Origin of the sequence: Rhodanobacter lycopersici, assembly GCF_040812335.1 — a bacterium.
GTDB classification, from domain to species: domain Bacteria; phylum Pseudomonadota; class Gammaproteobacteria; order Xanthomonadales; family Rhodanobacteraceae; genus Rhodanobacter_A; species Rhodanobacter_A lycopersici.
Genome location: NZ_JBFOHK010000003.1, coordinates 155,728 through 182,475, shown reverse-complemented (window position 1 = coordinate 182,475; position 26,748 = coordinate 155,728). Strand labels below are relative to the sequence as shown.

Annotated in this window: 18 protein-coding genes and 1 tRNA gene; all 19 read left to right on the top strand. The window is 65.9% G+C overall.

What is annotated here, in order from left to right:
* The 19 genes from nuoE (at position 1) to truB (ending at position 26,700) form a co-directional block, all read left to right on the top strand.
* On the top strand, positions 1 to 528 hold the full coding sequence (nuoE, locus tag ABQJ54_RS12135; RefSeq protein WP_367854572.1) for an NADH-quinone oxidoreductase subunit NuoE: 528 nt from the start codon (positions 1 to 3) through the stop codon (positions 526 to 528).
* Between the two features lie 7 nt (positions 529 to 535).
* Positions 536 to 1,873, top strand: a complete 1,338-nt coding sequence (gene nuoF / locus ABQJ54_RS12130; protein WP_367854571.1) for an NADH-quinone oxidoreductase subunit NuoF — start codon at positions 536 to 538, stop codon at positions 1,871 to 1,873.
* Positions 1,870 to 4,197 carry an NADH-quinone oxidoreductase subunit NuoG gene (gene nuoG / locus ABQJ54_RS12125; protein WP_367854570.1) on the top strand — a complete coding sequence of 776 codons (2,328 nt, stop codon included), beginning with the start codon at positions 1,870 to 1,872 and terminating at the stop codon, positions 4,195 to 4,197. Before nuoF ends, nuoG begins: the two co-directional genes overlap by 4 nt.
* Before the next feature lie 4 nt (positions 4,198 to 4,201).
* Positions 4,202 to 5,242 carry an NADH-quinone oxidoreductase subunit NuoH gene (nuoH, locus tag ABQJ54_RS12120; RefSeq protein WP_367854569.1) on the top strand — a complete coding sequence of 347 codons (1,041 nt, stop codon included), beginning with the start codon at positions 4,202 to 4,204 and terminating at the stop codon, positions 5,240 to 5,242.
* 96 nt (positions 5,243 to 5,338) lie between these two features.
* Complete coding sequence (nuoI, locus tag ABQJ54_RS12115) at positions 5,339 to 5,830, top strand: NADH-quinone oxidoreductase subunit NuoI (protein ID WP_367854568.1); 492 nt, start codon at positions 5,339 to 5,341, stop codon at positions 5,828 to 5,830.
* Between the two features lie 12 nt (positions 5,831 to 5,842).
* Positions 5,843 to 6,487, top strand: coding sequence for an NADH-quinone oxidoreductase subunit J (locus ABQJ54_RS12110; protein ID WP_367854567.1), 645 nt, complete (start codon positions 5,843 to 5,845; stop codon positions 6,485 to 6,487).
* Complete coding sequence (nuoK, locus tag ABQJ54_RS12105) at positions 6,484 to 6,789, top strand: NADH-quinone oxidoreductase subunit NuoK (RefSeq protein WP_077483669.1); 306 nt, start codon at positions 6,484 to 6,486, stop codon at positions 6,787 to 6,789. Before ABQJ54_RS12110 ends, nuoK begins: the two co-directional genes overlap by 4 nt.
* A gap of 4 nt (positions 6,790 to 6,793) precedes the next feature.
* Entirely contained in the window at positions 6,794 to 8,839 is a 2,046-nt protein-coding gene (gene nuoL / locus ABQJ54_RS12100) for an NADH-quinone oxidoreductase subunit L (RefSeq protein WP_367854566.1), read from the top strand.
* A 15-nt stretch (positions 8,840 to 8,854) separates the two neighbouring features.
* Positions 8,855 to 10,363, top strand: coding sequence for an NADH-quinone oxidoreductase subunit M (locus ABQJ54_RS12095; protein ID WP_367854565.1), 1,509 nt, complete (start codon positions 8,855 to 8,857; stop codon positions 10,361 to 10,363).
* A 12-nt stretch (positions 10,364 to 10,375) separates the two neighbouring features.
* Positions 10,376 to 11,818 carry an NADH-quinone oxidoreductase subunit NuoN gene (gene nuoN / locus ABQJ54_RS12090; RefSeq protein ID WP_367854564.1) on the top strand — a complete coding sequence of 481 codons (1,443 nt, stop codon included), beginning with the start codon at positions 10,376 to 10,378 and terminating at the stop codon, positions 11,816 to 11,818.
* 853 nt (positions 11,819 to 12,671) lie between these two features.
* Positions 12,672 to 15,854 (top strand): TonB-dependent receptor, encoded by a 3,183-nt coding sequence (locus ABQJ54_RS12085; RefSeq protein ID WP_367854563.1) that lies wholly within the window; start codon positions 12,672 to 12,674, stop codon positions 15,852 to 15,854.
* Positions 15,855 to 16,086: 232 nt separating this feature from the next.
* Positions 16,087 to 17,895, top strand: a complete 1,809-nt coding sequence (locus ABQJ54_RS12080; protein WP_367854562.1) for a M61 family metallopeptidase — start codon at positions 16,087 to 16,089, stop codon at positions 17,893 to 17,895.
* 145 nt (positions 17,896 to 18,040) lie between these two features.
* Positions 18,041 to 19,639: a tetratricopeptide repeat-containing sulfotransferase family protein gene (locus tag ABQJ54_RS12075; protein ID WP_367854561.1), complete on the top strand. Its 1,599-nt coding sequence runs from the start codon at positions 18,041 to 18,043 to the stop codon at positions 19,637 to 19,639.
* 103 nt (positions 19,640 to 19,742) lie between these two features.
* Positions 19,743 to 19,819 (top strand) — tRNA-Met (locus tag ABQJ54_RS12070).
* Positions 19,820 to 20,017: 198 nt separating this feature from the next.
* Positions 20,018 to 20,557 (top strand): ribosome maturation factor RimP, encoded by a 540-nt coding sequence (rimP, locus tag ABQJ54_RS12065; protein ID WP_367854560.1) that lies wholly within the window; start codon positions 20,018 to 20,020, stop codon positions 20,555 to 20,557.
* A 238-nt stretch (positions 20,558 to 20,795) separates the two neighbouring features.
* On the top strand, positions 20,796 to 22,301 hold the full coding sequence (gene nusA / locus ABQJ54_RS12060; RefSeq protein WP_367854559.1) for a transcription termination factor NusA: 1,506 nt from the start codon (positions 20,796 to 20,798) through the stop codon (positions 22,299 to 22,301).
* Between the two features lie 126 nt (positions 22,302 to 22,427).
* Positions 22,428 to 25,217, top strand: coding sequence for a translation initiation factor IF-2 (gene infB, locus ABQJ54_RS12055; protein WP_367854558.1), 2,790 nt, complete (start codon positions 22,428 to 22,430; stop codon positions 25,215 to 25,217).
* 172 nt (positions 25,218 to 25,389) lie between these two features.
* Positions 25,390 to 25,761 carry a 30S ribosome-binding factor RbfA gene (gene rbfA, locus ABQJ54_RS12050; protein WP_367854557.1) on the top strand — a complete coding sequence of 124 codons (372 nt, stop codon included), beginning with the start codon at positions 25,390 to 25,392 and terminating at the stop codon, positions 25,759 to 25,761.
* Positions 25,762 to 25,770: 9 nt separating this feature from the next.
* Entirely contained in the window at positions 25,771 to 26,700 is a 930-nt protein-coding gene (truB, locus tag ABQJ54_RS12045) for a tRNA pseudouridine(55) synthase TruB (protein ID WP_367854556.1), read from the top strand.
* The last annotated feature ends 48 nt before the right edge of the window (positions 26,701 to 26,748 follow it).

Here is a 26,748-nt window from a genome sequence, read left to right as displayed (position 1 = left end):
ATGAAAGCCACCGGACATTACGACCAGGTCAAGCACGTCGATCCGCTCGCCGTGCTCACCGAGCATACGCGCCACCACATCGACCACTGGCTGACCAAGTTCCCGCCGGACCGCAAGCGCTCGGCGCTGATCCAGGCGCTGTTCGCCGCGCAGGAACAGAACCGGGGCTTCCTCACCGACGAGCTGATCACGGCGGTGGCGAAGTACCTCGACCTGCCCGCGGTGTGGGCCTACGAGGTAGCCAGCTTCTACTCGATGCTGGAAACCAAGCCGGTGGGCCGCAACAACGTGGCGATCTGCACCAATATCTCGTGCTGGCTCAACGGCGCCGAGGACCTGGTGAAGCACTGCGAGAAGAAGCTGGGCATCAAGCTCGGCGAGAGCACCCCGGACGGCCGCGTCTACCTCAAGCAGGAGGAGGAGTGCATCGCCGCCTGCGTGTACGCGCCGGCGATGACGGTGAACGGCCACTACCACGAGCGGCTCACCCCCGAGAAGCTCGACCAGATTCTGGACGGCCTGGAGTAAGCGCGAGATGGCAAGCACCCACGGTCCGGTCGGACCCGCCCCCCAGGACCACCAGGTCGTCTACACCACGCTGCATTTCGACAAGCCGTGGGCGATGGACAGCTACGAGCAGGTGGACGGCTACAAGGCCTGGCGCAAGATCCTCGCCGAGAAGCCCGATCCCGCCGGCCTGGTCGAGGAGATCAAGAAGTCCAGCCTGCGCGGCCGCGGCGGCGCGGGCTTCCCCACCGGCCTGAAGTGGTCCTTCATGCCGAAGGGCTCGATGCAGAAGTACATCCTCTGCAACTCGGACGAGTCGGAGCCCGGCACGGCCAAGGACCGCGACATCCTGCGCTACAACCCGCATGCGGTGATCGAAGGCCTGGCGATCGCCTGTTACTGCACCGGCTCCACCGTGGCCTACAACTATCTGCGCGGCGAGTTCCACCACGAGCCCTTCGAGCATTTCGAAGAGGCGCTGAAGGAAGCCTATGCGGCCGGCCTGCTGGGCAGGAACGTGCAGGGCTCGGGCATCGACGTGGACATCTACGGCGCGCTCGGCGCCGGCGCCTACATCTGCGGCGAGGAAACCGCGCTGATGGAGTCGCTGGAAGGCAAGAAGGGCCAGCCGCGCTTCAAGCCGCCGTTCCCGGCCAACTTCGGCCTGTACGGCAAGCCCACCACGATCAACAACACCGAGACCTACGCCTCGGTGCCGGCAATCCTGCGCAACGGCGCCGACTGGTTCCTCAACCTCGGCAAGCCGAACAACGGCGGCCCGAAGATCTTCTCGGTGTCCGGCCACGTCAACAATCCGGGCAACTTCGAGATCCGCCTCGGCACCTCGTTCAAGGACCTGCTCGAGATGGCCGGCGGCGTGCGCGACGGCAACCAGCTCAAGGCGGTGATCCCCGGCGGCTCCTCGATGAAGGTGCTCAACGCCGAGGAAATGATGGCCAGCACCATGGATTACGACTGCCTGCAGAAGGCGGGTTCGGGCCTCGGCTCCGGCGCCGTGATCGTGATGGACGAAACCACCTGCATGGTCAAGGCCTGCCAGCGCATCGCACGCTTCTACAAGGCCGAGTCCTGCGGCCAGTGCACGCCCTGCCGCGAAGGCACCGGCTGGATGTACCGCGTGCTTACCCGCATCGTGGAAGGCAACGGCACGCAGGACGACCTGCATCGCCTCAAGGCCATCGCCGGCCAGATCGAGGGCCACACCATCTGCGCGTTCGGCGAAGCCGCCGCGTGGCCGGTGCAGGGCTTCCTCGCCAAGTTCTGGAACGAATTCGAATACTACGTGCAGCACGGCCGGTCGATGACCGAGGACCGGCTCGCCGCCAACCGTGGAGTCGCTGCATGAGTGCGCAGCCCACCAGCAATGTCGCCCCCGACCTCGTCAACATCGAGGTCGACGGCAAGCCCGTGCAGATCCGCAAGGGCGCGATGATCATCGAGGCGGCCGACGCCGTCGGCATCGCCATCCCGCGCTTCTGCTACCACCGCAAGCTCCCGATCGCCGCCAACTGCCGCATGTGCCTGGTGGACGTGGAGCTGGGCGGCCGCCCGATGCCCAAGCCGCAGCCGGCCTGCGCCACGCCTGTGGGCGAGGGCATGAAGGTCACCACGCGCTCGGACAAGGCGCTGAAGTTCCAGAAGGACGTGATGGAGTTCCTTCTGATCAACCATCCGCTGGACTGCCCGATCTGCGACCAGGGCGGCGAGTGCGAGCTGCAGGACGTGGCGCTGGGCTACGGCCGCAGCGTGTCACGCTACACCGAGCGCAAGCGCACCATCGCCGACGAGAACATCGGGCCGCTGGTCGCCACCGAGATGACCCGCTGCATCCAGTGCACGCGCTGCATCCGTTTCACCAGCGAGATCGCCGGCAGCTACGAGCTGGGCGGCATGAGCCGCGGCGAGAACCTGCAGATCGGCACCTACATCGGCAAGACGGTGGAGACGGAGCTTTCCGGCAACATCATCGACGTCTGCCCGGTGGGCGCGCTCACCAACAAGCCGTTCCAGTTCAAGGCGCGCGCCTGGGAGCTGATCGCCAAGCCGTCGATCGGCTACCACGACGCGCTCGGCTCGAACCTGTGGCTGCACACCCGCCGCGGCGAGGTGCTGCGCACGGTGCCGCGCGACAACGAGACGGTCAACGAGTGCTGGCTGTCCGACCGCGACCGCTACAGCCACCAGGGCATGTACGCGGCCGACCGCATCGGCCAGCCGGAAGTGAAGCGCAACGGCCAGTGGCAGCAGACCACCTGGGAAGACGCGCTCGCCGCCGCCGCCGAGGCGCTGAAGAGCGTGCCGGGCAGTGAGCTGGGTGTGCTGGTGCACCCGGCCACCACCAACGAGGAAGCCGACCTGCTGCTGCGCCTCGCGCGCGGCCTGGGCAGCGCCCATGTCGATCACCGCTTGCGCCAGCTCGATTTCGCCGACCATGCCGTGGCCACGAGCTTCGGCCTGCCGGTGGCCGAGGTGTCGCAGGTGCAGGCCGCGCTGCTGGTCGGTTCCGACCTGCGCCGCGAAATGCCGCTGCTCAACCATCGCCTGCACCAGGCGACCAAGCAGGGCGCCAAGGTGTATGCGGTCAACCCGGCCGCATTCGAGTTCAACTACAAGCTGGCCGGCGCCGCGATCGTGCCGCCGCAGGGCATGGTCGACGCGCTGCTGGCGCTGGCCCGCGCCGCGGTGGCGGAAGGCGCTGCCGCGCCGGCCGCGCTGGCCGATGCGATCAATGCCGCGGCCAGCGACGAGGGCGACCACGCCGCGATCGCCGCGCTGAAGGCGGGCAGGGCGGTGGTGATCCTCGGCGAGGCCGCGGCCACCCATCCGGAAGCCTCGTGGCTGCGCGCGATCGCGCGCTTCATCGCCAGCGCCACCGGCGCCGGCTACGACGAACTGCCGGTGGGCGCAAACGCGATCGGCCTCGGCCAGCTCGGCGTGGTGCCGGGCAACGGCGGGCTGGACGCGCAGGGCATGCTGGCGCAGCCGCGCAAGGGCTATGTGCTGTACGGCGTGGAGCCGCCGCACGACTTCGCCGACGGCGCGCAGGCGCTGGCCGCGCTGCGCGGCGCGCAGCAGGTGGTGGCGTTCAGCGCCTACGCCAGCCCCGCGCTGCGCGAGGTGGCCAACGTGATCCTGCCGATCGCGCTGCTGCCGGAAACCGACGGCACCCTGGTCAACGTCGACGGGCTGGCACAGTCGGTACAGGCCGGTGCGAGGGCGCCGGGCGAGGCCCGCCCGGGCTGGAGGGTGCTGCGTGCGCTGGGCGGCCAGATGCAGTTCGCCGGCTTCGAGTTCGACGATCTGGGCGGCCTGCGCGACGGCATCGTGGCGCGCGCCGCCGCGGCGCGCGACGCGCTGGCCGAGCGCAAGCCGGCCACCGGCCTCGCCCGCATCGCCACCTGGCCGATCTACCGCGGCGACGCCGTGCTGCGCCGGGCCACGGCGCTCAACGCGCATCCGCTGAACCGTGCGCCGGCCGTGCGCATCAACGCGGCCGAAGCCGCGCGGCTGGGTCTTGCCGACGGCGTGCAGGTGCGCGTCGCCGACGCGACGCTGCCGCTGGTCGTCGACCATGCCGTGCCCGAGGGCGCCGTGTGGATCGAGGCCGCGCAGGACACCACCGCCACGCTGCCGCCTTACGGCGCGGCCATCACCGTGAGCAAGGCATAAGCACATGGGCGTACAGCTAATCAACCAGCTCGTCTGGCCGATCATCCACATCCTGTGCATCGTGCTGCCGCTGGTGATCGCGGTGGCGATGTTCGTGTACTGGGAACGCAAGATCATCGGCTGGATGCACGTGCGCATGGGGCCGAACAAGGTCGGCCCGCTCGGTCTGCTGCAGGCCTTCGCCGATGTGGTGAAGCTGCTGCTGAAGGAAGTGATCCTGCCGAGCAAGGCGAACCGCGCGCTGTACTACCTCGCGCCGCTGCTCGCGCTGGTCCCGGCGCTGGCGGCCTGGGCGGTGATCCCATTCGGCACCAAGCTGGTGCTGTCGAACGCCAATGCCGGCCTGCTGTATCTCCTGGCGATGACCTCGCTGGGCGTGTACGGCATCATCCTCGCCGGCTGGGCCTCCAACTCGCGCTATGCGCTGCTCGGCGCGATGCGCTCGGCGGCGCAGGTGATCTCCTACGAGCTGGCGATGGGCCTGTGCCTGGTCTGCGTGCTGGTGCTGGCGGGTTCGCTGAACCTCACCGACATCGTCAATGCGCAGGCCGGCAGCAAGGGCATCTTCAGCTGGTTCATGTGGCCGCTGCTGCCGGTGTTCGTCATCTACTTCATCTCCGGCGTGGCCGAGACCAACCGCGCGCCGTTCGACGTGGCCGAGGGCGAATCGGAGATCGTCGCCGGCTTCCACGTGGAATATTCCGGCTCGGCGTTCGCGCTGTTCTTCCTCGCCGAGTACGCGAACATGATCCTGGTGAGCTTCCTCGCCTCGATCCTGTTCATGGGCGGCTGGCTGAGCCCGTTCCAGGGCTGGATCACCGCCGACGTCTCACCGTGGGTGAACTGGATCTGGACCGGCGGTTTCATCTGGCTGTTCATCAAGGCCTTCGCGTTCGCCTTCCTGTTCCTGTGGTTCCGCGCGACCTTCCCGCGCTACCGCTACGACCAGATCATGCGGCTGGGCTGGAAGGTGTTCATTCCGATCGCGATCGTCTGGGTGCTGGTGGCCGGTTGCATGAAGTACTACGGCATCGCGGGGGTCTGAGATGAGACGTCGCCGCGAGCACCCACCCCTCATCCGTCCCCTGCGGGGCCACCTTCTCTCCGGCGGGGAGAAGGGAAGCATGCCGAGAGCTTTTCCATGAAGCGCGTAATCAGTTATTTCAACAGCCTGCTGCTGATCGAGCTGCTCAAGGGCATGGCGCTGACCTGGCGCTATCTGTTCAGCCCGAAGTACACGATGCGCTACCCGATGGAGCACATCCCGAAGTCGAACCGCTTCCGCGGCCTGCATGCGCTGCGCCGCTACGCGAACGGCGAGGAGCGCTGCATCGCCTGCAAGCTGTGCGAGGCGGTGTGCCCGGCGCTGGCGATCACCATCGACTCGGCGCCGCGCGAGAGCGACGGCCAGCGCCGCACCACGCGCTACGACATCGACCTGTTCAAGTGCATCTTCTGCGGCTTCTGCGAAGAGAGCTGCCCGGTGGACTCCATCGTCGAGACGCACGTGCACGAGTACCACTTCGAGCATCGTGGCGAGAACGTGGTGACCAAGTCGCAGCTGCTTGCCATCGGCGACCGCTTCGAGGCGGAGATCGCCGCCGCCCGTGCGCAAGACGCGGCCTACCGCTGAGGATGGAACGCCATGATTGATCCGAACCTGTTCCAACTCGTCTGCTTCTATGCCTTCGGTGTCGTCACGGTGGTCTCGGCGCTGGCGGTGATCAGCCTGCGCAACTCGGTGCACGCGGTGCTGGCGCTGGTGCTGACCTTCTTCAGCACGGCCTGCATCTGGATGCTGGCCGAGGCGGAATTCCTCGCCATTGCGCTGATCGTGGTCTACGTGGGCGCGGTGATGGTGCTGTTCCTGTTCGTGGTGATGATGCTGGACATCGACCAGGAGAAGTTGCGCGAGGGCTTCGTGAGGTTCCTGCCGGTGGGCCTGGTGGTGGCCGCGGTGATGCTGGTGGAGATGCTGGCGCTGATCGGCGTGCGCGTGATGCACGCGCAGACGATGGGCGCGAATCCGGCCGGCGATTCCAACACCGCGTGGCTGGGCAAGGCGCTGTATTCGCAATACCTGCTGCCGTTCGAGATCGCCGCGCTGATCCTCACCGTGGGCGTGATCGCCGCCGTGGCGCTGACCCTGCGCGAACGCAGCGGCGTGAAGCGTCAGCTGGCCAGCCAGCAGGTCGCCATCAACCCGCGCGACCGCGTGCGCGTGGTGAAGATGGCGGCCGAGCGCCCCGTCGATGCCGTGCCGGCCCCGACTCCGGAGTCCAAGCCATGATTACCCTTTCGCACTTCATCGTGCTCGGCGCGATCCTGTTCTGCATCGCCGTCGCCGGCCTGTTCATCAACCGCAAGAACGTGATCGTGCTGCTGATGGCGATCGAGCTGATGCTGCTCGCGGTGAACATCAATTTCGTGGCGTTCTCCCGTTTCGGCCACGATGTGGCGGGGCAGGTGTTCGTGTTCTTCATCCTCACCGTGGCCGCGGCGGAATCCGCGATCGGCCTGGCGATCCTGGTGCTGCTGTTCCGCAACCGCAGCACGGTCAACGTCGCCGAAATCGACAGCATGAAGGGTTGATCCGATGGAATTGTCTACCTCCATTCTGCTGACGATCGCGCTGGCGCCGCTGGTGGGCTGCGTGCTGGCCGGTTTCCTCGGCAAGCAGATCGGCCGCGCCGGCGCGCACAGTGTCACCATCCTGGGCCTGCTGATCTCCTGCGGCCTGTCGTTCTACGTGCTGTACCAGATGGTCTGGGGCGGCGCGGCGAACTACGACCAGAACCTCTACACCTGGTTCGAGATCGGCAAGTTCAACGCCAGCGTGGGCTTCATGATCGACCGCCTCACCGCGATGATGATGGTGGTGGTCACCTTCGTGTCGCTGCTGGTGCACGTCTACACCATCGGCTACATGCACGACGACCCGGGCTACCAGCGCTTCTTCAGTTACATCTCGCTGTTCACCTTCTCGATGTTGATGCTCGTGATGAGCAACAACTTCCTGCAGCTGTTCTTCGGCTGGGAGGCGGTGGGCCTGGTGTCCTACCTGCTGATCGGCTTCTGGTTCAAGCGGCCGACCGCGATCTTCGCGAACCTCAAGGCCTTCCTGGTCAACCGCGTGGGCGACTTCGGCTTCCTGCTGGGCATCGCCGCGGTGCTGTATTTCCTCAACACGCTGGACTACGCCACCGCGTTCGCCGCGGCGCCGAGCCTGGTCGGCAAGACGCTGGCGATCACCCAGGGCACGCAGTGGGATGCGGCCACGGTGATCTGCGTATTGCTGTTCATCGGCGCCATGGGCAAGAGCGCCCAGGTGCCGCTGCATGTGTGGCTGCCCGATTCGATGGAAGGCCCCACGCCGATCTCCGCGCTGATCCATGCGGCGACGATGGTGACCGCGGGCATCTTCATGGTGGCGCGCATGTCGCCGCTGTTCGAGCTGTCGCAGTCGGCGCTCAGCTTCGTGATGGTGATCGGCGCGACCGGCGCCCTGTTCACCGGCCTGATCGGCATCGTGCAGAACGACATCAAGCGTGTCATCGCGTATTCCACGCTGTCGCAGCTGGGCTACATGACGGTGGCGCTGGGTGTGTCGGCCTACGCCGGCGCGGTGTTCCACCTGATGACCCACGCCTTCTTCAAGGCGCTGCTGTTCCTGGGCGCAGGCTCGGTGATCATCGCGATGCACCACGAGCAGGACATGCGTTACATGGGCGGCCTGCGCAAGTACATGCCGATCACCTGGATCACGATGTGGATCGGCTCGCTGGCGCTGATGGCGGTGCCGTTCACCTCGGGCTTCTATTCGAAGGACGCGATCATCGAGGCGGTGGGCGAGGCGCATCGCTGGGGTGCGGGTTACGCCTATTTCTGCGTGATGGCCGGTGCCTTCGTCACCGCCACCTACACGTTCCGCCAGATGTACCTCACCTTCCACGGCAAGGAGCGCTTCACCGTGGTGCACAACCATGGCCATGGCCATGTCGAACACATGGACGACCACGGCCACCACGAGCAGGGCATCATGCACGAAGTGCCGAAGGAGTCGCCGTGGGTGGTGACCCTGCCGCTGGTGCTGCTGGCGATCCCGTCGCTGCTGGTCGGTTTCTTCACCGTCAAGCCGATGCTGTTCGGTGGCTGGTTCGGCAACGCGATCCATGTGAATCCGGCGAACGACGTGCTCGGCGAGATGGCCCGCGAGTTCCCCGGCGCGCTGCACAAGGGCCTGGAAGGTTTTGCCAGCGGTCCGTTCGGTCTGGTGGTGCTGGCCTTCGTGATCACCACTTACATCTATCTGTTCAATCCTGCGTTCGCCGACAAGATCAAGAACGCGCTGAAGCCGCTCTACCAGGTGCTCAACCACAAGTACTGGTTCGACGCGGTGTACTACGTGGTGTTCGCCCGCGGCGGCGTGAAGCTGGGCCGCCTGTTCTGGAAGGCGGGCGATGCCGCGGTGATCGACGGCGTGATGATCGACGGCACCACCGCCATGACCCGTCGCATCGCCTCGGGCATGCGCCGGCTGCAGTCGGGTTACCTCTACCAGTACGCCTTCGCGATGATCATCGGCCTGATCCTGCTGCTCGGCGGGTACTGGCTGTTCGGTCCCATGCTGGCTGCGCAATAAGGGAAGCAAGCAAACATGTTCAATCACTTGCTCAGCCTGCTGATCTGGCTGCCCATCGTCGGCGCGGTGCCGGTGCTGCTGGCCGGTTCCGCCCGCCCCAACGCGGCGCGCTGGCTCGCGCTGCTGTTCATGGTGCTCACCTTCGTGGTGAGCCTGTTCCTGCTGCCGCAGTACGACGCGGCGCGGGGCGGCATGCAACTGGTCGAAAGCCACCTGTGGATCGCCTCGCTCAACGTGCACTACGGCCTGGCCGTGGACGGCATCTCGGTGGCGCTGATCCTGCTCACCACCATCGTCGGCATCCTCGTGGTGGTCGGCGCCTGGGAGGTGATCCAGAACAAGCCGCACCAGTACATGGCCGCGATGCTGGCGCTCGAAGGCCTGATGATCGGCGTGTTCTGCGCCACCGACGCCTTGCTGTTCTACGTGTTTTTCGAGGCGATGCTGATCCCGATGTTCATCCTGATCGGCATCTGGGGCGGCCCGCGGCGCGTGTACGCCACGCTGAAGTTCTTCATCTACACCTTCCTCGGCTCGATCTTCATGCTGATCGCGCTGCTGTACCTGTACCACAAGGCCGGCACGTTCGACCTGCGCACGCTGGCGGCGCTGCCGCTGACGTTCACCGAGCAGGCCTGGATCTTCTTCGCCTTCCTGCTCGCGTTCGCGATCAAGGTGCCGATGGTGCCGGTGCACACCTGGCTGCCGGATGCCCACGTTGAAGCGCCGACCGGCGGCTCGGTGGTGCTGGCGGCGGTGATGCTGAAGGTCGGCACCTACGGCATGCTGCGCTTCATCCTGCCGATCGTGCCCGACGCCGGTGCGCATTTCACCTGGCTGGTGGTGCTGCTGAGCCTGGTCGCGATCGTCTACATCGGCTACGTGGCGCTGGTGCAGGAGGACATGAAGAAGCTGGTGGCGTACTCGTCCGTGGCACACATGGGCTTTGTCACCCTGGGCATCTTCATCGCCTTCATGCTGGCGCGCCAGCTCGGCAACGTCGACGCGGCACGCCTCGGCATGCAGGGCGCGATGGTGCAGATGATCTCGCACGGCTTCGTCTCCGGCGCGATGTTCACCTGCATCGGCGTGCTGTACGACCGCCTGCATACCCGCCTGATCAAGGACTACGGCGGCGTCATCAACGTGATGCCCTGGTTCGGCTTCTTCTACGTGCTGTTCGCGATGGCCAACTGCGGCCTGCCGGGCACCAGCGGCTTCGTCGGCGAATTCATGGTGATCCTGGCCAGTTTCAGCGCCAACCCGTGGATCGCTCTGTTCGCCGCGTTCACCCTGATCATCGGCGCGGCCTACACGCTGTGGCTGGTCAAGCGCGTGCTGTGGGGCGATATCCACAACCCGCACGTGGCGGAGATGAAGGACATCAACGGCCGCGAGACCTTCGTGCTGCTTGCCTTCGCCGCGCTGACCGTGGCGCTGGGCGTCTGGCCGGAGCCGCTGATCCACCTGATGGACAGCTCGGTGACGCAGCTGGTGCAGCAGCTGGCCATCCACAAGATCTGATCGGGATAGAACATGCCTACCTTCAACGACATCCTGGTCCTGCTGCCGGAGTTCTACCTGGTGGCGGCGGCGTGTTTGCTGCTGTTGCTGGATGCTTTCATGAAGCCGGAGCAGCGCGGCACGCTGCACTGGATCTCCATCGTGGTGCTGCTGGTGGCCACCTACCTTGTGATCGCCGGCCAGCCCGATGTCACCGTGACCGCGTTCGGCGGCATGTTCATCCGCGACCAGACTTCCGAAATCCTCAAGGTGTTCGCGCTGCTGTGCACCGTGCTGGTGTTCATCTATGCGCGGCCATACCTGCTCGAGCGCAAGCAGTTCGTGGGCGAGTTCTACACGCTGATGATCTTCGCGGTGCTGGGCGTGATGCTGCTGGTCTCGGCCGGCAATCTGGTGATGATCTACCTGGGGCTGGAGTTGTTGACGCTGTCGTCCTACGCGCTGGTGGCGCTGAACCGCGACTCGTCGCTGTCCTCGGAGGCGGCGATCAAGTACTTCGTGCTGGGCGCGCTGTCCTCGGGCATGCTGCTGTACGGCATGTCGATGGTATACGGCGCCACCGGCACGCTGGACCTGGCCCAGCTGCACGCCGCGGTGACCCACAGCGCGATGCCGCACCTGCTCGTGTTCGGCCTGATCTTCATGCTGGTGGGCATCGCCTTCAAGCTGGGCGCGGCGCCGTTCCACATGTGGATTCCGGACGTCTACCAGGGCGCCTCCACGCCGGTCACCACCTTCATCGCCTCCACCTCGAAGCTGGCCGCGTTCGGCATGGCGTGGCGCCTGCTGGAGACGGGGCTGGGCGGCCTGTCGCAGCACTGGCAGCCGATGCTGGCCGCGGTGGCGGTGCTGTCGATGGCGATCGGCAACCTGGTCGCCATCGTGCAGACCAACCTCAAGCGCATGCTGGCCTACTCGACCATCTCGCACATGGGCTACCTGCTGATGGGCCTGGTCAATGCGGGGCCGGAAGGCTACGCCTCGGCGATGTTCTACGCGATCAGCTACGCGCTGATGAGCACGGTGGCGTTCGGCGTGATCCTGGCGCTGGCCCGCGCCGGCTTCGAGTGCGAGGAGATCGCCGACCTCAAGGGCCTGAACCAGCGCTCGCCGTGGTTCGCCGCGCTGATGGCGCTGGCGATGTTCTCGCTGGCCGGCGTGCCGCCGCTGTTCGGCTTCTACGCGAAGTACCTGGTGCTGCAGGCGGCGATCGACGCGCACCTGCTGTGGCTGGCGCTCACCGGCGCGGTGTTCGCGATCATCGGCCTGTACTACTACCTGCACGTGGTCAAGGTGATGTACTTCGACAAGCCGGAAGAGGGTGGCGCCGATCAGCCCCAGGCCGATGCCTCGCTGCGCGTGGTGTTGTCGATCAACGCGCTGGCGCTGCTGGTGCTGGGCGTGTACTGGGGCCCGTTGCTGGGCTGGTGCCGTCACTCGTTCGGCCTGGGCTGAGCGTTTGCGGATTTTCAAACTCCCGGGCGGCCCGGCCACGGATGGGCGGTCGTGAACCAGTCATGCAGATGACTGCCTCGCTGAGGCGCGTGCGGACATCTGCCGGACTCGCCGAAGTGGCTGGATCGTTCGTCGGTGCGGCCGTGGGCACTGGAAGCCAAGCCGCTGGTCGTCGACACCGAGGCAACCCGGTGTCCTTCTTGCCGCAGTGGGATGCCCATGTTCCTCGTGGCGAGACGAGCGCGTGTTTGACGTGTGTCTAGTGTTCGCCGGTCAGGCGAACTGGCTGCTCCGCAACCGGGTTTTCCGGTTTTGCCTGGCGCGGTAGAAAGCGTCCATCTGTCGGTCGAGACCTGGCGGCCCGATTCCTTTCCGACCGGGTGAACCCCGTTGCTCGCCGCCAGGCCACGGCATGGTTCGTTCGACGCTCCGGACAAGCCACCATCAAGGTCATATGCCTCATCGCGGCGGTCTTCGTCGTCGGCGCGATTCCGCTTGGCTGTGCGTCAGGCATGCCTGATTGGAGCCCGCGTGGCACTTCGATCAGTTATCGCAAGCCCGGGGCGACTGCCGTCGCAAGCATCTGTCCCTGATTCATAATCAAACGAAAGCACATCAAACATTCGCAATTAATTGCGAATCGTGGGGCTGCTGGATTTTATTTGCGGATCATCCATCGAACTGACTCGGTCGCTTGACATCACCGATCGGCCATCGTATTTGTATTAAAATAGCTTAATACATCAGTGGGGAATGTAGATCGATCTGCGCCGCATCTTGGTGATGCGGGTGCCATCGATGCACGCAGCGAAACGGGTATACGTGCCAGATTTCTACCGGGGAGGGTGAAGTCATGAAGCATGAATCGGGGAATGTATCGCGCTGCCGGTCGCTGCCACGCAAGGTGCTGGCCTTGGCGATCGGCGGTTGTTTCTGCCTCGTTTGCGCCGAGGGCGCGCTGGCGCAATCGGTCACCGGCACCATTCGCGGCACCGTGCCGGTGGCTCCGAACGGGAGCGTCCGCATCACCAGCACGACCGGCTTCGATCGCACCGTCGCGGTGGGTTCGTCGGGCCAGTATTCGATGATCCTGCCGGTCGGCACCTATACCGTCACCCTGTTGCGCGATGGCAAGCCGGTGCAATCCCGCACGAACGTCAGCCCGGCGGCATCGGGCACGGCTACCGTCAGTTTTGCCAACACGGCCGGCACATCGGCCAATCCGCAGGCGCTGAGCGGTGTCACCGTCACCGCCAGCGCCGTTCCGCCGATCGACGTGACGACCAGCAACCAGGTGACCACGATCACCTCCGCCCAGCTCGCCCATCTTCCGCTGGCCAACAGTGCCGAAGCCATCGCCTTGCTGGCGCCGGGCGTGGCGATGGGGGCGCCGTCGCTGGGAAAAGGGCAACTGGGCAATCCGCTGCTGTCGTTTGGCGGCGCATCGGTTGCGGAAAACGCGTATTACATCGACGGCATGAATACGACCGATGCGGTTACCGGGCAGGGCGGTGTGCCGCTGCCGTACGGCGCCATCGATCAGCAGCAGACCATGACGTCCGGTTATGGCGCCCGTTATGGCCGCACGATCGGTGGCGTGATCAATGAAATCGGCAAGCCCGGCACCAACGACTGGCATTTCGGTTTCAAGGCCCAGTGGACGCCGGGCAGCCTGACGGCCGACACCCGCAACGAATACTGGGACAACCCGCTTTACACCGGCCAATACGCCCTCAATCCGGCGGAAACGCCTGGGAATCTGAATACGTACAACGCGGGCAACCGGCAGCAGGAAAGTGTCTACGACGCGTATGTGAGCGGCCCCCTGATCAAGGACAAGCTGACCTTCTTCCTGGGCGTCGAGCGGGACGACATCAGCGGGGAGTCGACCGGTCCGGTCGGCTCGCCGTACACCAATGTATATACCCAGCACCAGCCGAAGCTGTACGCCAAGATCAACTGGAACATCAACGAGAACAACGTGCTGACGTTGTCGGGCGTGCAGAACTCCAACAAGGTCTGGTCGTCCAATTACAACTTCAACTACGACACGCTGCAGAACGGCAGCTTCTCCTCCAAGCCGTTCACCACCAAGACCAGCTACGACATGTGGGTGGCCAACTACACCTCCTACATCACCGACGACCTCACGCTGCATGCGATGTTTGGCAAGGTTCGCGCCGAATACCCGGTGATCGAGGAGCCGTACCCGGGATACAACCCCGCATTGCCGAACATCGGCAATGCCTCGGCGGAGAATCCGGCCTTCTTGTCCAACGGGCCGATCTCCAACACCCAGACTTCCTCGACGATCTCGGATCCGGCGCATCGTTCGACGGAGATGAATTACCGCATCGACCTGGAATACCAGTTGGGCGACCACGACCTGCGCGCCGGCATCGACAACCTGCAGACCTCGGACAAAGACGAAGGCTCGGTCATGACCGGACCGGGCTATGGCTGGTCATACGGGCAGGGCGATCCGGGCACGCCCATCATCGGCAGCGACCCCAACCGGCCGCCGTACGTCGCCGCACCGGATTCGAACGGCCCCAATCCGGGCGGCTACTATGTCCAGCAGGTCTACAACATCCTGGTAGCGACGACGCGCCTGACCCAGCAGGCGCAGTACATCGAGGACAACTGGCAGGTCACCCCGCGCCTGCTGCTGGATCTGGGCCTGCGCAACGACCAGTTCGTCAACTACGCTGCTTCCGGACAGCCCTTCGTCCGGCTGACGAAGCCGCAATGGGCGCCGCGCCTCGGCTTCAGCTGGGACGTGCACGGGGATGCGACCTTGCAGGTGTTCGGCAACGCGGGCCGCTACTACCTCGCGTTGCCGGCGGCCGTCTCCTGGAACGCCACGGCGACGGCGTACCAGGCTTCGAAATACTTCACCTATTCCGGCATCGACCCGGCCACCGGCGAGCCGCTCGGCCTGGTGCCGATCGCGCAGAACAACGGCGGTCGCGAAGGCCTTGGCGTATCCGCCTTCAACGCCTACGGCCAGCCGGTGAATGCGGCCGCGGCAGCGTCGACCAACATCAAGGCCGAGTATTCCGACAACTTCGTGCTGGGCATGAAGCAGGAATTCAACATGCTGGGGTCGAAGTATGTGTTCGGCGCCAATGCCGTGTACCAGGACATGGGCCCGAACATCATCGATGACTGGGATGACACCACGGCCATGTGCCGGGCGGCGATCGCGCAGGGGCTGCAGTACGCGGGTTCGACGCTGGATCAGAAAATCTCCAGCTGCTTCAATGTCGCGCCCGGCTTCGTGCTGATCAACCCGACCCAGACTTCCGACCTGCTCATTTCCGATGGCAACGGGAACCTGCACAAGGTGGTGGTCACGCCGCAGGACCAGGGATTCCCGCGCAAGGTCGAGCGCCGCTATTACGCGGTCAATCTCTCGCTGGAACATCCCTTCGACGGCAAGTGGTACGGCAAGATCACCTACATCTGGTCGCGCTCCTGGGGCAACACGGAGGGGCCGGTGGATTCCTACGCCGGCCTGAGCGGCGGGGGCGGTGGTACCTCGCTCGCCTTGACGCCGCAGTGGGACGAGGCGTCGTTGATGGACTATTCGTATGGCCTGCAGCCCAACAACCACACCAACGCACTGAAGGCCTACGGTTTCTACCAGATCAATCCGGACTGGGGGATCGGCGGCAATCTGTACATTTCTTCCGGCACACCCAAGGTCTGCATCGGCTACTACGGCCCCGGCCAGACGGATCCCGTCGGCTACGGCAGCGCCTACCACTGGTGCGGTGGTCAGCCCTCGTCGCCGGGTTCGCTGGGTTCGATGCCGTGGATCCACACGCTCGATCTCAACGTGAATTACAGCCCGGGATGGTTGCAGCACAGGTGGAACTTCAACCTTGCCGTGTTCAACTTGTTCAACAAGCAGACGCCGATCCAGTTGATAAACAACTACGGCACAACGACGACGCCCAATCCGGGCTATGGTCTGGTCCAGGGCATGACACCGCCGCGCATGGTCCGTTTCTACGTGTCGTACGACTTCTGATCGGCACGGTTGGCCCCTCCCTTGCCATGCCCGGGGTGGGGGCGGTTCCCGCTTGATCGTGGGGGCCGGAAAGGGCGTTCGTACCTGACGGCCTCTGGTCCGTCGCGATCAGAGGCGTGCGATGAAATCCTCCGGATTCGTTACTGCGGCTTGTGCCGCACTGCTGGCGACCTGCTCGAATGGGAGCGCGTCAGCCGCGGACATCGGATCGCCCTGGCCGGGCACGCTGACCGTGCAAGTCGACATGACGCAGGCGGCGCGCAAGATCTACATGGTTCATGAAACCATCCCGGTGCGGCCCGGACCGTTGACGCTGTATTACCCGAAGTGGCTTCCCGGTTACCACGCGCCCAGCGGGCCGATCACCGAAGTGGCGGGCCTGCGGTTTTCGGCCAGCGGCCAGCAGCTGGCCTGGCGCCGCGATCTGGTGGATCCGTTCGCCATTCATCTGGTCGTGCCGAAAGACGTCGACCGCCTGGATGTCGACTACGACGTGCTGGCGGCCGTGCGGGACCTGGGACTGGGTGATGGCGACAAGGCCCTGAGTCCGGCGATTGCCGACCTCGAGTGGAACCAGGTGGTGTTCTATCCGGCCGGGTATGCGTCGAAGGCCATCACCTTCCAGCCCAGCGTGGTGCTTCCGGACGACTGGCACTATGCGACGGCATTGGTGCCGCATGTGGGCACGGGCGGGAATCGGCCGATCCGCTTCGCGGCGGTCACACTCAACCAGCTCGTCGATTCGCCGGTCGTGTCCGGGCGCTATTTCAGGCAGGTCGATCTGGCGCCCGGGGCCAGGGTTCCCGTCGAGCTGGACATGGTGGCGGACGCCCCGGCGGATCTGGCCATCACGCCGAAGCAGGTCGATGGATTCAGACAGCTGGTCGTGCAGGAAAACCGGATGTTCGGGACTCGCCACTATGCCGGCTACCACATGCTGGTGACGCTGTCCGACCACATCTCCGAGCTGGGGCTCGAACATCACCAGTCCTTCGATATCCGTGCGTCGGCCGACGACCTCGTCGATGCGGATGCCTTCCTGGCCGGGGCATCGGAGTTTGCGCACGAATACACCCACTCATGGAACGGGAAATTCCGCCGCCCGGACGACTTGTGGACGCCGGATTTCAATTCGGTGCCGATGAAGGGCGACTTGCTGTGGGTGTACGAGGGGCTGACCGAATACTGGGCTGATGTGATGGCGACGCGCGCCGGTTTCTGGACGCCTTCCGAGTTCCGCCAGGCGCTGGCGATGACGGCAGCGCAGCTGGACCACGTGCCCGGGCGCAGCTGGCAGTCGCTGCAGGACACTGCCGACATGGCATCGCGGCTGTACTACGTGCCGTCTTCCTGGAAAAACTGGCGACGCGGTACCGACTTCTATCCCGAGGGTGTGCTGGTCTGGTTGAACATCGACACCAAGCTGCGCGAACTCAGCCAGGACCACCGATCGCTCGACGATTTCGCGCGCCGCTTCTACGGCATGGACGACGGTAGCGACGTCACCCGGACCTACACGTTCGCCGATGTGGTGGATGCATTGAATGCAGTGCAGCCATACGACTGGGCGACGTTCCTGCGCCGGATGCTGGACGCGCATGCGGACCACGCGCCGCTTGACGGCCTTGCTCGTGGCGGCTACCAACTGGCCTATACCGGCATGCCATCCACGATGTGGAAAGCCCGCATCAGCCACGACCAGCCGGCCGATGACGATGCGATGTATTCCGTCGGGTTCGACGTGAAGGATGACGGTGAGGTGGTCGACGTGCTGTGGAACGGCCCCGCCTTCAAGGCGGGCCTCATCCCGGGCATGCGCGTCACTGCGGTGAACAGCAGGGCGTTTTCGCCCGATGCGCTGGACGACGCCGTTGCGGCTTCCGGGGATGCCAGGAACCCCATCGCGCTGCTGGTGGAGAACGATGGGCAGTTCGAGACGCTGCATGTCGATTACCGCGGCGGACTTCGCTACCCGCAACTGGTGCGCGGCAAGGGCACACCCGATTACCTGGACCAGATCGTTGCACCAGTGAAGCCATGAGTCGTGCGGATCGCCATGTCCTGGCCGGAACCAGCCGGGACCATGCGTGTTGCGCATCCGATCCGCCGCACGGTTTGCAACCGGGCTGAGCATTCGCTGCCGCGAGCCGGAACCACGCGACTATCCGAAAGGACGGAATGACCCCATGGCTCAGGCAGGCAACCCGATCCTTCCCCTTGCGCCAGCGGTTGAGCAACGGTTGCGGCAGGCGCGCGCCGAGTCCGCGACAGGGCAGGCCGTGTCGGCATATCGCATCATGGTCCAAGCGGTGGCACTGGCGCCGGAACACCCCGAAGTGCTGCGCTGGATGGCCATCACCGCCGGGAACGTCGGTGATCATGACAGGGCTGCCGAGAGTTTCCAGCACGCACTGCAAGCATTGCCCGACGATGCCGATTTGCACAGCGGATTGGGCATGGCGCTGTACCGGCTCGGGCGGCATGCCGCGGCTGTCGCGCATCTGCAGCGGGTTTGCGATCTGGCACCGCAATCTCCCCGTGCCTGGTACAACCTGGCCGAGGCATTGCACCCACAGGCGCAAACCGCCGCTGCGATCGCTGCCCTGCAGCGGGCGCTTGCCATGGACCCCGGGTTCACCCGTGCCCGGGTTTCGCTGGCGCGGGTCCAGATCAGCACGGGCCAGACCGAAACGGCAGCGGCAAATCTGCGCACGGTGCTCGATCGCGATCCCGGCTGTGTCGACGCCTGGGTGGTGCTCGCCAACCTGAAAACCCTGGCATTCGATGCAGAGGATGTGCGGCGGCTCGATGCGTGCATGGCGACGGCGAACCTGGAGGCGGGGGATCGCGCGCGCCTCGGCTTCGTGCTGGCCCGGGCGCTCGAGGATCAGGATGACTACGACCGCGCATGGGCCGTATTGCAGCGGGCCAACGCGACGCGCCGGCAATGCGTGCGGTGGGACAGTGCCGGCGAACACATGCGCGTGGAGGCGATGCTGCAGGTGTTCAGGGATCCCATGGCCTCGGCCACCGAGCCGGGGCTGGGCAGCGAAGCCATCTTCGTCGCAAGTCTCCCGCGCTCGGGATCGACGCTGGTGGAACAGATCCTGGCGTCGCATCACGAAGTGGAGGGAGCGAACGAGATCACGGACCTGGCGAGCGTGATCAATGGCGAAACCGCGCGTCGTCACGAGGCGTTTCCGCTGTGGTTGCAGCGGGCGCAGGCGGATGACTGGCAACGACTGGGCGAAGCGTACCTGGCGCGCACGGCATGCTGGCGCCGCGGCAAGCCCCGCATGACCGACAAGAACCTGCTGAACTGGTTGCTGGCGGGAACGGCCTTGTCGATGCTGCCGGCCGCGAAGGTGGTCGTGGTGCGGCGCGACCCCGTGGAAACCTGCCTCGGTTGCTACCGGCAGTGGTTCCACGGCGATGAAGGCTTCAGCTGCAGTCTGGAAGAGATGGCCGTGGTTTACGGCGACTTCTGGCGGCTGACACGGTTCTGGCTCGGAGCATTTCCGGGCCGGATCTTCGACCTGGCCTACGCGGATCTCGTGTTGCAACCCGAGCGCACGATCCGGCAGCTTCTGGAGTTCTGCGAGCTGCCCTTCGATCCGGCCTGTCTGGCGCCCCACCAGACTTCGCGTGCGGTATTGAGCACGCCCAGCGCCGCGCAAGTACGGCAGCCGATCCATCGCGGCGTCTCCCGTGTCGCGCATTACGGTAGCAAGCTTGATTCGCTGCGCGGGTACCTGCGTGCTGCCGGGGTGCCGGCAGATGGATGAAGCCCAGCCTCGGTTGCCATCGGGCGGGCGAAGCTCCGGAACGGAGTCGAGTGAATGCGGCTTGCGAATGCGGCAACACGTCGCTACAATCTCCGGACTCTGATGCGGGGTGGAGCAGTCTGGCAGCTCGTCGGGCTCATAACCCGAAGGTCGCAGGTTCGAATCCTGCCCCCGCTACCAGATCTTTCTTGGACAAGAAAGCCTCCTCGTGAGGCTTTTTTGTTGGGCGCAGGATGCGCCGTGTCTGTGGCGGCTCGCGTCGCGCGCAGGCACCGGAGGAGCTGCCTGGAGTCGGGACATCGGCGAGGACGCTCCGGCACGGAGCAGGGAATGGGCCGCTTGAGCCCATTTTTTGTTTTTGCGACCTGGAATGCATTGATGGATACGCACGCACTCGCACAACGCTTCAACGCTGTCCTGGCCGACCTCGGCCTGGAATGCCTGGGCGTGGAATTCACGCCATCGCAGGGGCAGAGTACCCTGCGGGTCTATCTGGACATTCCCGAGGGCGCCACTGCCGCCGATGGCGAGCGCCGTGAGGTGGGCATCGAGGATTGCGAGGCGGCCAGCCGCGAGCTTTCCGCGCTGCTCGACGTGGAGGATCCGATCCCCGGCCATTACGTGCTGGAGGTCTCCTCGCCCGGCCTCGACCGTCCGCTGTTCACCGCCGCGCAGTTCGCGCGGGTGGTCGGGCAGGAGGTGAAGCTGCTGCTGCGCGCGCCGCTTGAAGGGCGTCGCCGCCTGCGCGGCAAGCTGCTGGCGGTGGAGGGTGACCGCATCTCGCTGGAGGCCGAGGGCAGGACGTTTGCCTTCGAGCATGCGCAAGTGGAAAGCGCGCGGGTGGTGCCGGACTGGATGGCGCTGGGCTATGCACCCAAGCCCAAGCCTGGCAAGGCGCCTGCCAAGAAGAAGATCTGAGTCGTTTCATCCAGGCGTGCGATCATGGACGGTCGCAGCAGAAGCACGGCAAGGACGAACGGATATTGAAAAAGTGCAGCCACGGATGGCTGCTTCTTGATCTTCGCGTTCACGGATGAACGCAAAAGTGTTGAAAGTGCAGCCATGGATGGGCTGCTTCTTGATCCTCGCGTTCAAGGATGAGCGCAAAAGTTAAGTTACCGAGCGGTCGCCGGTGGGCGCCCATGGAGTTGTTGCAATGAGCAAAGAACTTTTGCTGGTGGTCGACGCGGTTGCCAACGAGAAGGGCGTGCCGCGCGAGGTGATCTTCGAGGCGATGGAAGCTGCGCTGGCCTCGGCTGCCAAGAAACGCTACCCCGACGAGGAGCCGGACATCCGCGTGGCGATCGACCACGATACCGGCGAGTACGAGACCTTCCGCCGCTGGGAGATCATCGCCGACGACGGCGAGATGGAGTCGCCGTTCTACCAGCTGCGCCTGATGGACGCACTGGACGAGCGCGCCGACGCCCAGGTGGGCGAGTACATCGAGACGCAGATCGAGAACGCCGAGTTCGGCCGCATCGCGGCGCAGGCCGCCAAGCAGGTGATCGTGCAGCGCGTGCGCGAAGCCGAGCGCCAGCAGGTGGTGGATGCCTACAAGGACCGCGTGGGCGAGCTGATCACCGGCATCGTCAAGCGCGTCGAGCGCGGCAACATCTACCTCGACCTGGGCGGCAATGCCGAGGCCTTCATCCCGCGCGACAAGACCATTCCGCGCGAGTCGGTGCGCGTGGGCGACCGCGTGCGCGGCTACCTGTTCGAGGTGAAGTCCGAGGTGCGCGGGCCGCAGCTGTTCGTGTCGCGCGCCGCGCCGGAATTCATGATCGAGCTGTTCAAGCTCGAAGTACCGGAAGTCGGTCAGGGCCTGGTCGAGATCAAGGGCTGCGCCCGCGATCCGGGCGACCGCGCCAAGATCGCCGTGGTGGCCCACGACAGCCGCACCGATCCGATCGGCGCCTGCATCGGCATGCGCGGTTCGCGCGTGCAGGCGGTGTCCAACGACCTCAATGGCGAGCGCGTGGACATCATCCTGTGGCACGAGAACCAGGCCCAGTTCGTCATCAACGCGATGGCGCCGGCCGAGGTGCAGTCCATCATCATGGACGAAGAAAAGCACTCGATGGACATCGCGGTGGCCGAGGACAAGCTCTCGCAGGCGATCGGCCGCGGCGGCCAGAACGTGCGTCTCGCCAGCAAGCTTACCGGCTGGCAGCTCAACGTGATGACGCAGGACCAGGTCGCCGCGAAGAGCGAGGCCGAGCAGGAGGCCGCGCGCCAGCTGTTCATGGACAAGCTCGAGGTGGACCAGGAGATCGCCAACATCCTGGTGCAGGAAGGCTTCTCCAGCGTCGAGGAAATCGCCTACGTGCCCAGCGCCGAGCTGCTGGCGGTGGAGGGCTTCGACGAGGACATCGTCGAGGAACTGCGCGCCCGCGCCCGCGATGCGCTGCTCACCGAGGCACTGGCCGTCGAGGAAACCATCGACGAGCACCAGCCCAGCGAGGAGCTGCTTGAGCTGCCGGGCATGGACGAGACCACGGCCTATGCGCTGGCGGCCCGCGGGATGGTCACGGTCGATGATCTCGCCGACCAGGCGGTGGACGACCTGATCGACATCGAGGGCATGACCGAGGAGCGCGCTGCGACGCTGATCATGGCGGCGCGCGCGCCGATGATCGAACAATTGGAGAAGGGCGGCTAACCGCGAACGGCAGCGCCCGGGACGGGCGCGCCGAGGAAGGCCACAAGCCTTCCACCAGGGACGGCGGTGTACGTGCAGGCCAGGCCGCACGGACGACAAGCGCGGGAACGGCGGAGAAAGAACACGATGTCGGATGTCACGATCAAACAACTCGCCCAGGTGCTGGGCATGCCGGTCGACAAGCTGCTGGGCCAGCTTGGCGAGGCAGGCATGAAATTCTCCGACCCGGAGCAGGTCATCAGCAGCACCGAGAAGGTGAAGCTGCTGGGCTTCCTGCGGCGCACCCACGGCAAGAACGAGCCGGCCGCCGAGGTCACCGACAGCGCGCCGCGCCAGATCACGCTCAGGCGTCGCACCGTGGGTGAGCTCAAGGTTGCCACGCCCGGTGGCCGCGGTGCCGCCAGCACGGCCAAGACGGTCAACGTCGAGGTGCGCGCCAAGCGCACCTACGTCAAGCGCAGCGTGATCGCCGAGGAGGCGAGTGTCGAGCCCGAGCGCGAGGATGCCGTGCGCAAGCTGGCTGAATCCCGCGAGCAGCGCGCGCAGGAAGAACAGGGGCGCCGCGAGGCCGAGCAGCGCAAGCAGGAAGCGCAACAGCGCGCGCAGGAAGAACAGCAGCGTGCGCAGGAAGAAGCCGAAGAGCGCCGCCGCCAGGTCGAAGCCGAGGCTGCCGCCGCCACCGAAGCCGCGAGCGAACCCGAGGAAGCCGCCGAGCCGGCGCAGGAAGCGGCCGAGCCGGTCGTTCCCGCCAGTCGCGCCAGCAGCGCTCCCGACGAAGTGCAGCCTGTGGTGCAGCGCCTCGATACGCGCGGCCTCGGCATGATCGTTCCGCAGGTACACGAGCCGCGCAAGCGCGAAAAGCTGGTCAAGCCGACACCCGCGCCCGCTCCCGCGCCGGCACCCGTGCGCGCCGCCGCGCCTGCGGCATCGGGCGATGCACGCGGCAAAGCCCGCCACGGTGGCGGTCGCGACCGTGACGACGTGGTTGGCGGCAAGCGTTTTGCCGGCGGCGAGCTGCATCTGAGCGAAGCCGACCGCGCCCGCCGTTCCAGCGGCAAGCGCGGCAAGCCCGGCAAGGGCGCTGTGCGCGAAGTTGCGCGTGGAGCGTCGCCGACCGGCGGTGCACACGGTTTCACCCGTCCCACCGCCGCGGTGGTGCGTGATGTCGTCGTGGGCGACGCCAACGTGGTCGCCGAGCTGGCACAGAAGATGGCGGTCAAGGGTTCGGAGGTGGTCAAGGCCCTGTTCAAGATGGGCGTGATGGCCACCATCAACCAGACCATCGACCGCGACACCGCGACGCTGGTGGTAGAGGAACTCGGTCACAAGGCGATCGAGTCCAACGCCAACGACGCCGAGGCCGCACTGGCCGCGCACACCCAGAGCGTGGAGCTGGACGGCGAGAAGGAGCCGCGTCCGCCGGTGGTCACCATCATGGGCCACGTCGACCACGGCAAGACCTCGCTGCTGGACTACATCCGCCGTACCAAGGTCGCCTCGGGCGAGGCCGGCGGCATCACCCAGCACATCGGTGCCTACCACGTGGAAACGCCGAAGGGCGTGATCACCTTCCTCGACACCCCGGGCCACGCCGCGTTCACCGCCATGCGCGCCCGTGGCGCCCAGTCCACCGACATCGTGGTGCTGGTGGTGGCCGCCGACGACGGCGTGATGCCGCAGACGGCGGAAGCGGTGCAGCACGCGCGTGCCGCCAAGGTGCCGCTGATCGTGGCGCTCAACAAGATGGACAAGTCCGACGCCAACCCGGACCACGTCAAGCAGGGCCTCGGCAACCTGGAAGTGATCCCGGAAGAGTGGGGCGGCGACACGCCGTTCGTGCCGGTGTCGGCCAAGACCGGCATGGGTGTCGATGAACTGCTCGACGCGATTTCGGTGCAGGCCGAGGTGATGGAACTCACCGCGGTGGTCGATGGCCCGGCTTCGGGCGTGGTGATCGAGTCCAGCCTGGACAAGGGCCGTGGCCCGGTGGCCACGGTGCTGGTGCAGCAGGGCACGCTGAAGCGCGGCGACTTCGTGGTCTGCGGCATCGAGTACGGCCGCATGCGCGCGCTGGTCGACGAGACCGGCAAGACCGTGCAGGAAGCCGGTCCCTCGATCCCGGTGCAGGTGCTGGGCCTGTCCGGCGTGCCGGAGGCGGGCGACGACTTCGTGGTCGTGGCCGACGAGAAGCTGGCCAAGCAGGTGGCCGCCGAGCGCCAGCAGAAGCGCCGCGAGACGCGCATGGTCAGCAAGGCCAACCGCCTCGAGGACATCATGGCGCAGATGGGCCAGGGCAACGAGCAGCAGACGCTCAACATCCTGGTCAAGGCCGACGTGCAGGGTTCGGTCGAGGCGCTGCGCGAGTCGCTGGGCGCGATCGGCAACGAGAACGTCAAGGTCAACGTGATTTCCGCCGGCGTCGGCGGCATCACCGAGTCCGACGCAACCCTGGCCGCGGCCTCCAAGGCGCTGGTGATCGGCTTCAACGTGCGCGCCGACGCCTCGGCGCGCAAGGTGATCGACACCGCCGGCCTGGACGTGCGCTACTTCTCGATCATCTACGACGTGATCGACCAGGTGAAGCAGGCGGCCTCGGGCCTCCTGGGCGTGGAGATCCGCGAGGAGATCATCGGCATCGCCCAGGTGCGCGAGGTGTTCCGCAGCTCCAAGTTCGGCGCGGTCGCCGGCTGCATGGTCGTCGAAGGCCACGTCAAGCGCAGCAAGCCGATCCGCGTGCTGCGCGACAATACGGTGGTGTTCGAGGGCGAGCTGGAATCGCTGCGCCGCTTCAAGGACCTGGTCGACGAAGTGCGCAACGGCATGGAATGCGGCATCGCCGTGAAGCAGTACAACGACGTCAAGGTCGGCGACCAGATCGAGTGCTTCGAGCGCATCGAAGTGGCACGCACCTTGTAAAGGTGCGTGCGCGGCCATGGATGGCCGCACGCGGAGCAATGGCTACGCCATTGCTCCGCGGAGGCGGTCGGGCATGAGCCCGACTCGCCGAGCCAAAAAAGTGCGGGACTGCACTTTTTTGGCATAGGTAACGAGCTTTGGCTTTCGAGCTTTCCCGTACAGACGAGAATTCATGCCCTCCCGCGACTTCAAACGTACCGACCGCGTAGGCGCCGAACTGCGCCGCGAACTCGGCCTGCTGGTGCATGCCGCGGTGCGCGACCACGGCCTGCCGTCGTGCAGCGTGTCGGATGTGGAGGTGAGCCGGGATCTCGATTTCGCCTCGGTATGGGTGACCGCGCTGCTGCCCGACCAGTCGACGGCAACGGTGAAGGCGCTCAACACGCTGGCGGCCGAGTTCCGCCGCGCGCTCTCGCGCAGCATGCGGCTGCGCCGTGTGCCGGAACTTCGCTTCAAGTACGACGATTCGGTGGACAAGGGCGAACGCATCGACGCGTTGCTGCGCGACGCCGGTGATGTCGCACCGTCGGACGACGAGCCGTAACCCGAGTCCATGCCCCGCGAACGCAAGCTCCCCCGCATCGCCTGGCGCGACCTGCACGGCATCGTGCTGCTCGACAAACCCGAAGGCCTGAGTTCCAACCAGGCTTTGCAGGAGGTGCGCCGCCTGTTCCGCGCCGCCAAGGGCGGTCATACCGGCGCGCTCGATCCGATGGCCACCGGCCTGCTGCCGCTGTGCTTCGGCGAGGCCACCAAGCTGGCCGGCAACCTGCTCGGCGCGCGCAAGGCCTACCTGGCCGAGTGCCGGCTGGGCATCGCCACGACCACGGCCGACCGCGAGGGTGAACCGCTGCGGCAGCGATCGGTGCCGGCGCTGGATGGCGCGACCGTCGAGGCGGCGCTGGCACCGTTGCGCGGCCGCATCGTCCAGGTGCCCCCGGCGTATTCGGCGCTGAAGCAGGGCGGCGAGCCGTTGTACCTCAAGGCGCGCCGTGGCGAGGCCGTGGAAGCGCCGCCGCGCGAAGTGGAGATCCACCGGCTGGAACTGCTTTCCCGTACGGCGGATACCCTGGTTTTCGAGGTGGAGTGCGGCTCGGGCACCTATGTGCGCTCGCTGGCGGTCGATCTGGGCGAGGCGCTGGGCTGCGGTGCCCATCTCAGTGCCTTGCGGCGGCTGTGGGTGGAACCGTTCCGCGAACCGCACATGGTCACGCTGGCGCAGCTGGAGCAGGCGGCCGGGCAGGGCGATGAAGCCCTGCTGGCATGGCTGCTGCCGGTGGCGGCGGGGCTGGGCGATTGGCCGAAACTGCCTCTGGACGAGGTGCAGAGCCAGGCCATCGCACGGGGCCAGCCCATCGTGGTGGCCGGGGTCAGCGGACCGCATGCCGCATTTGCCAGTGACGGCGCCCTGCTGGCGCTGCTGGAACTGGATGCGGATGGCCGCAGCCGCATCCTGCGCGGCTTCAACCTGCCGCCGCCGTGAACCCGGCCGTTCCATCGCCCTTGTTGCCAAGCCCGCGCAGCCGTTAGA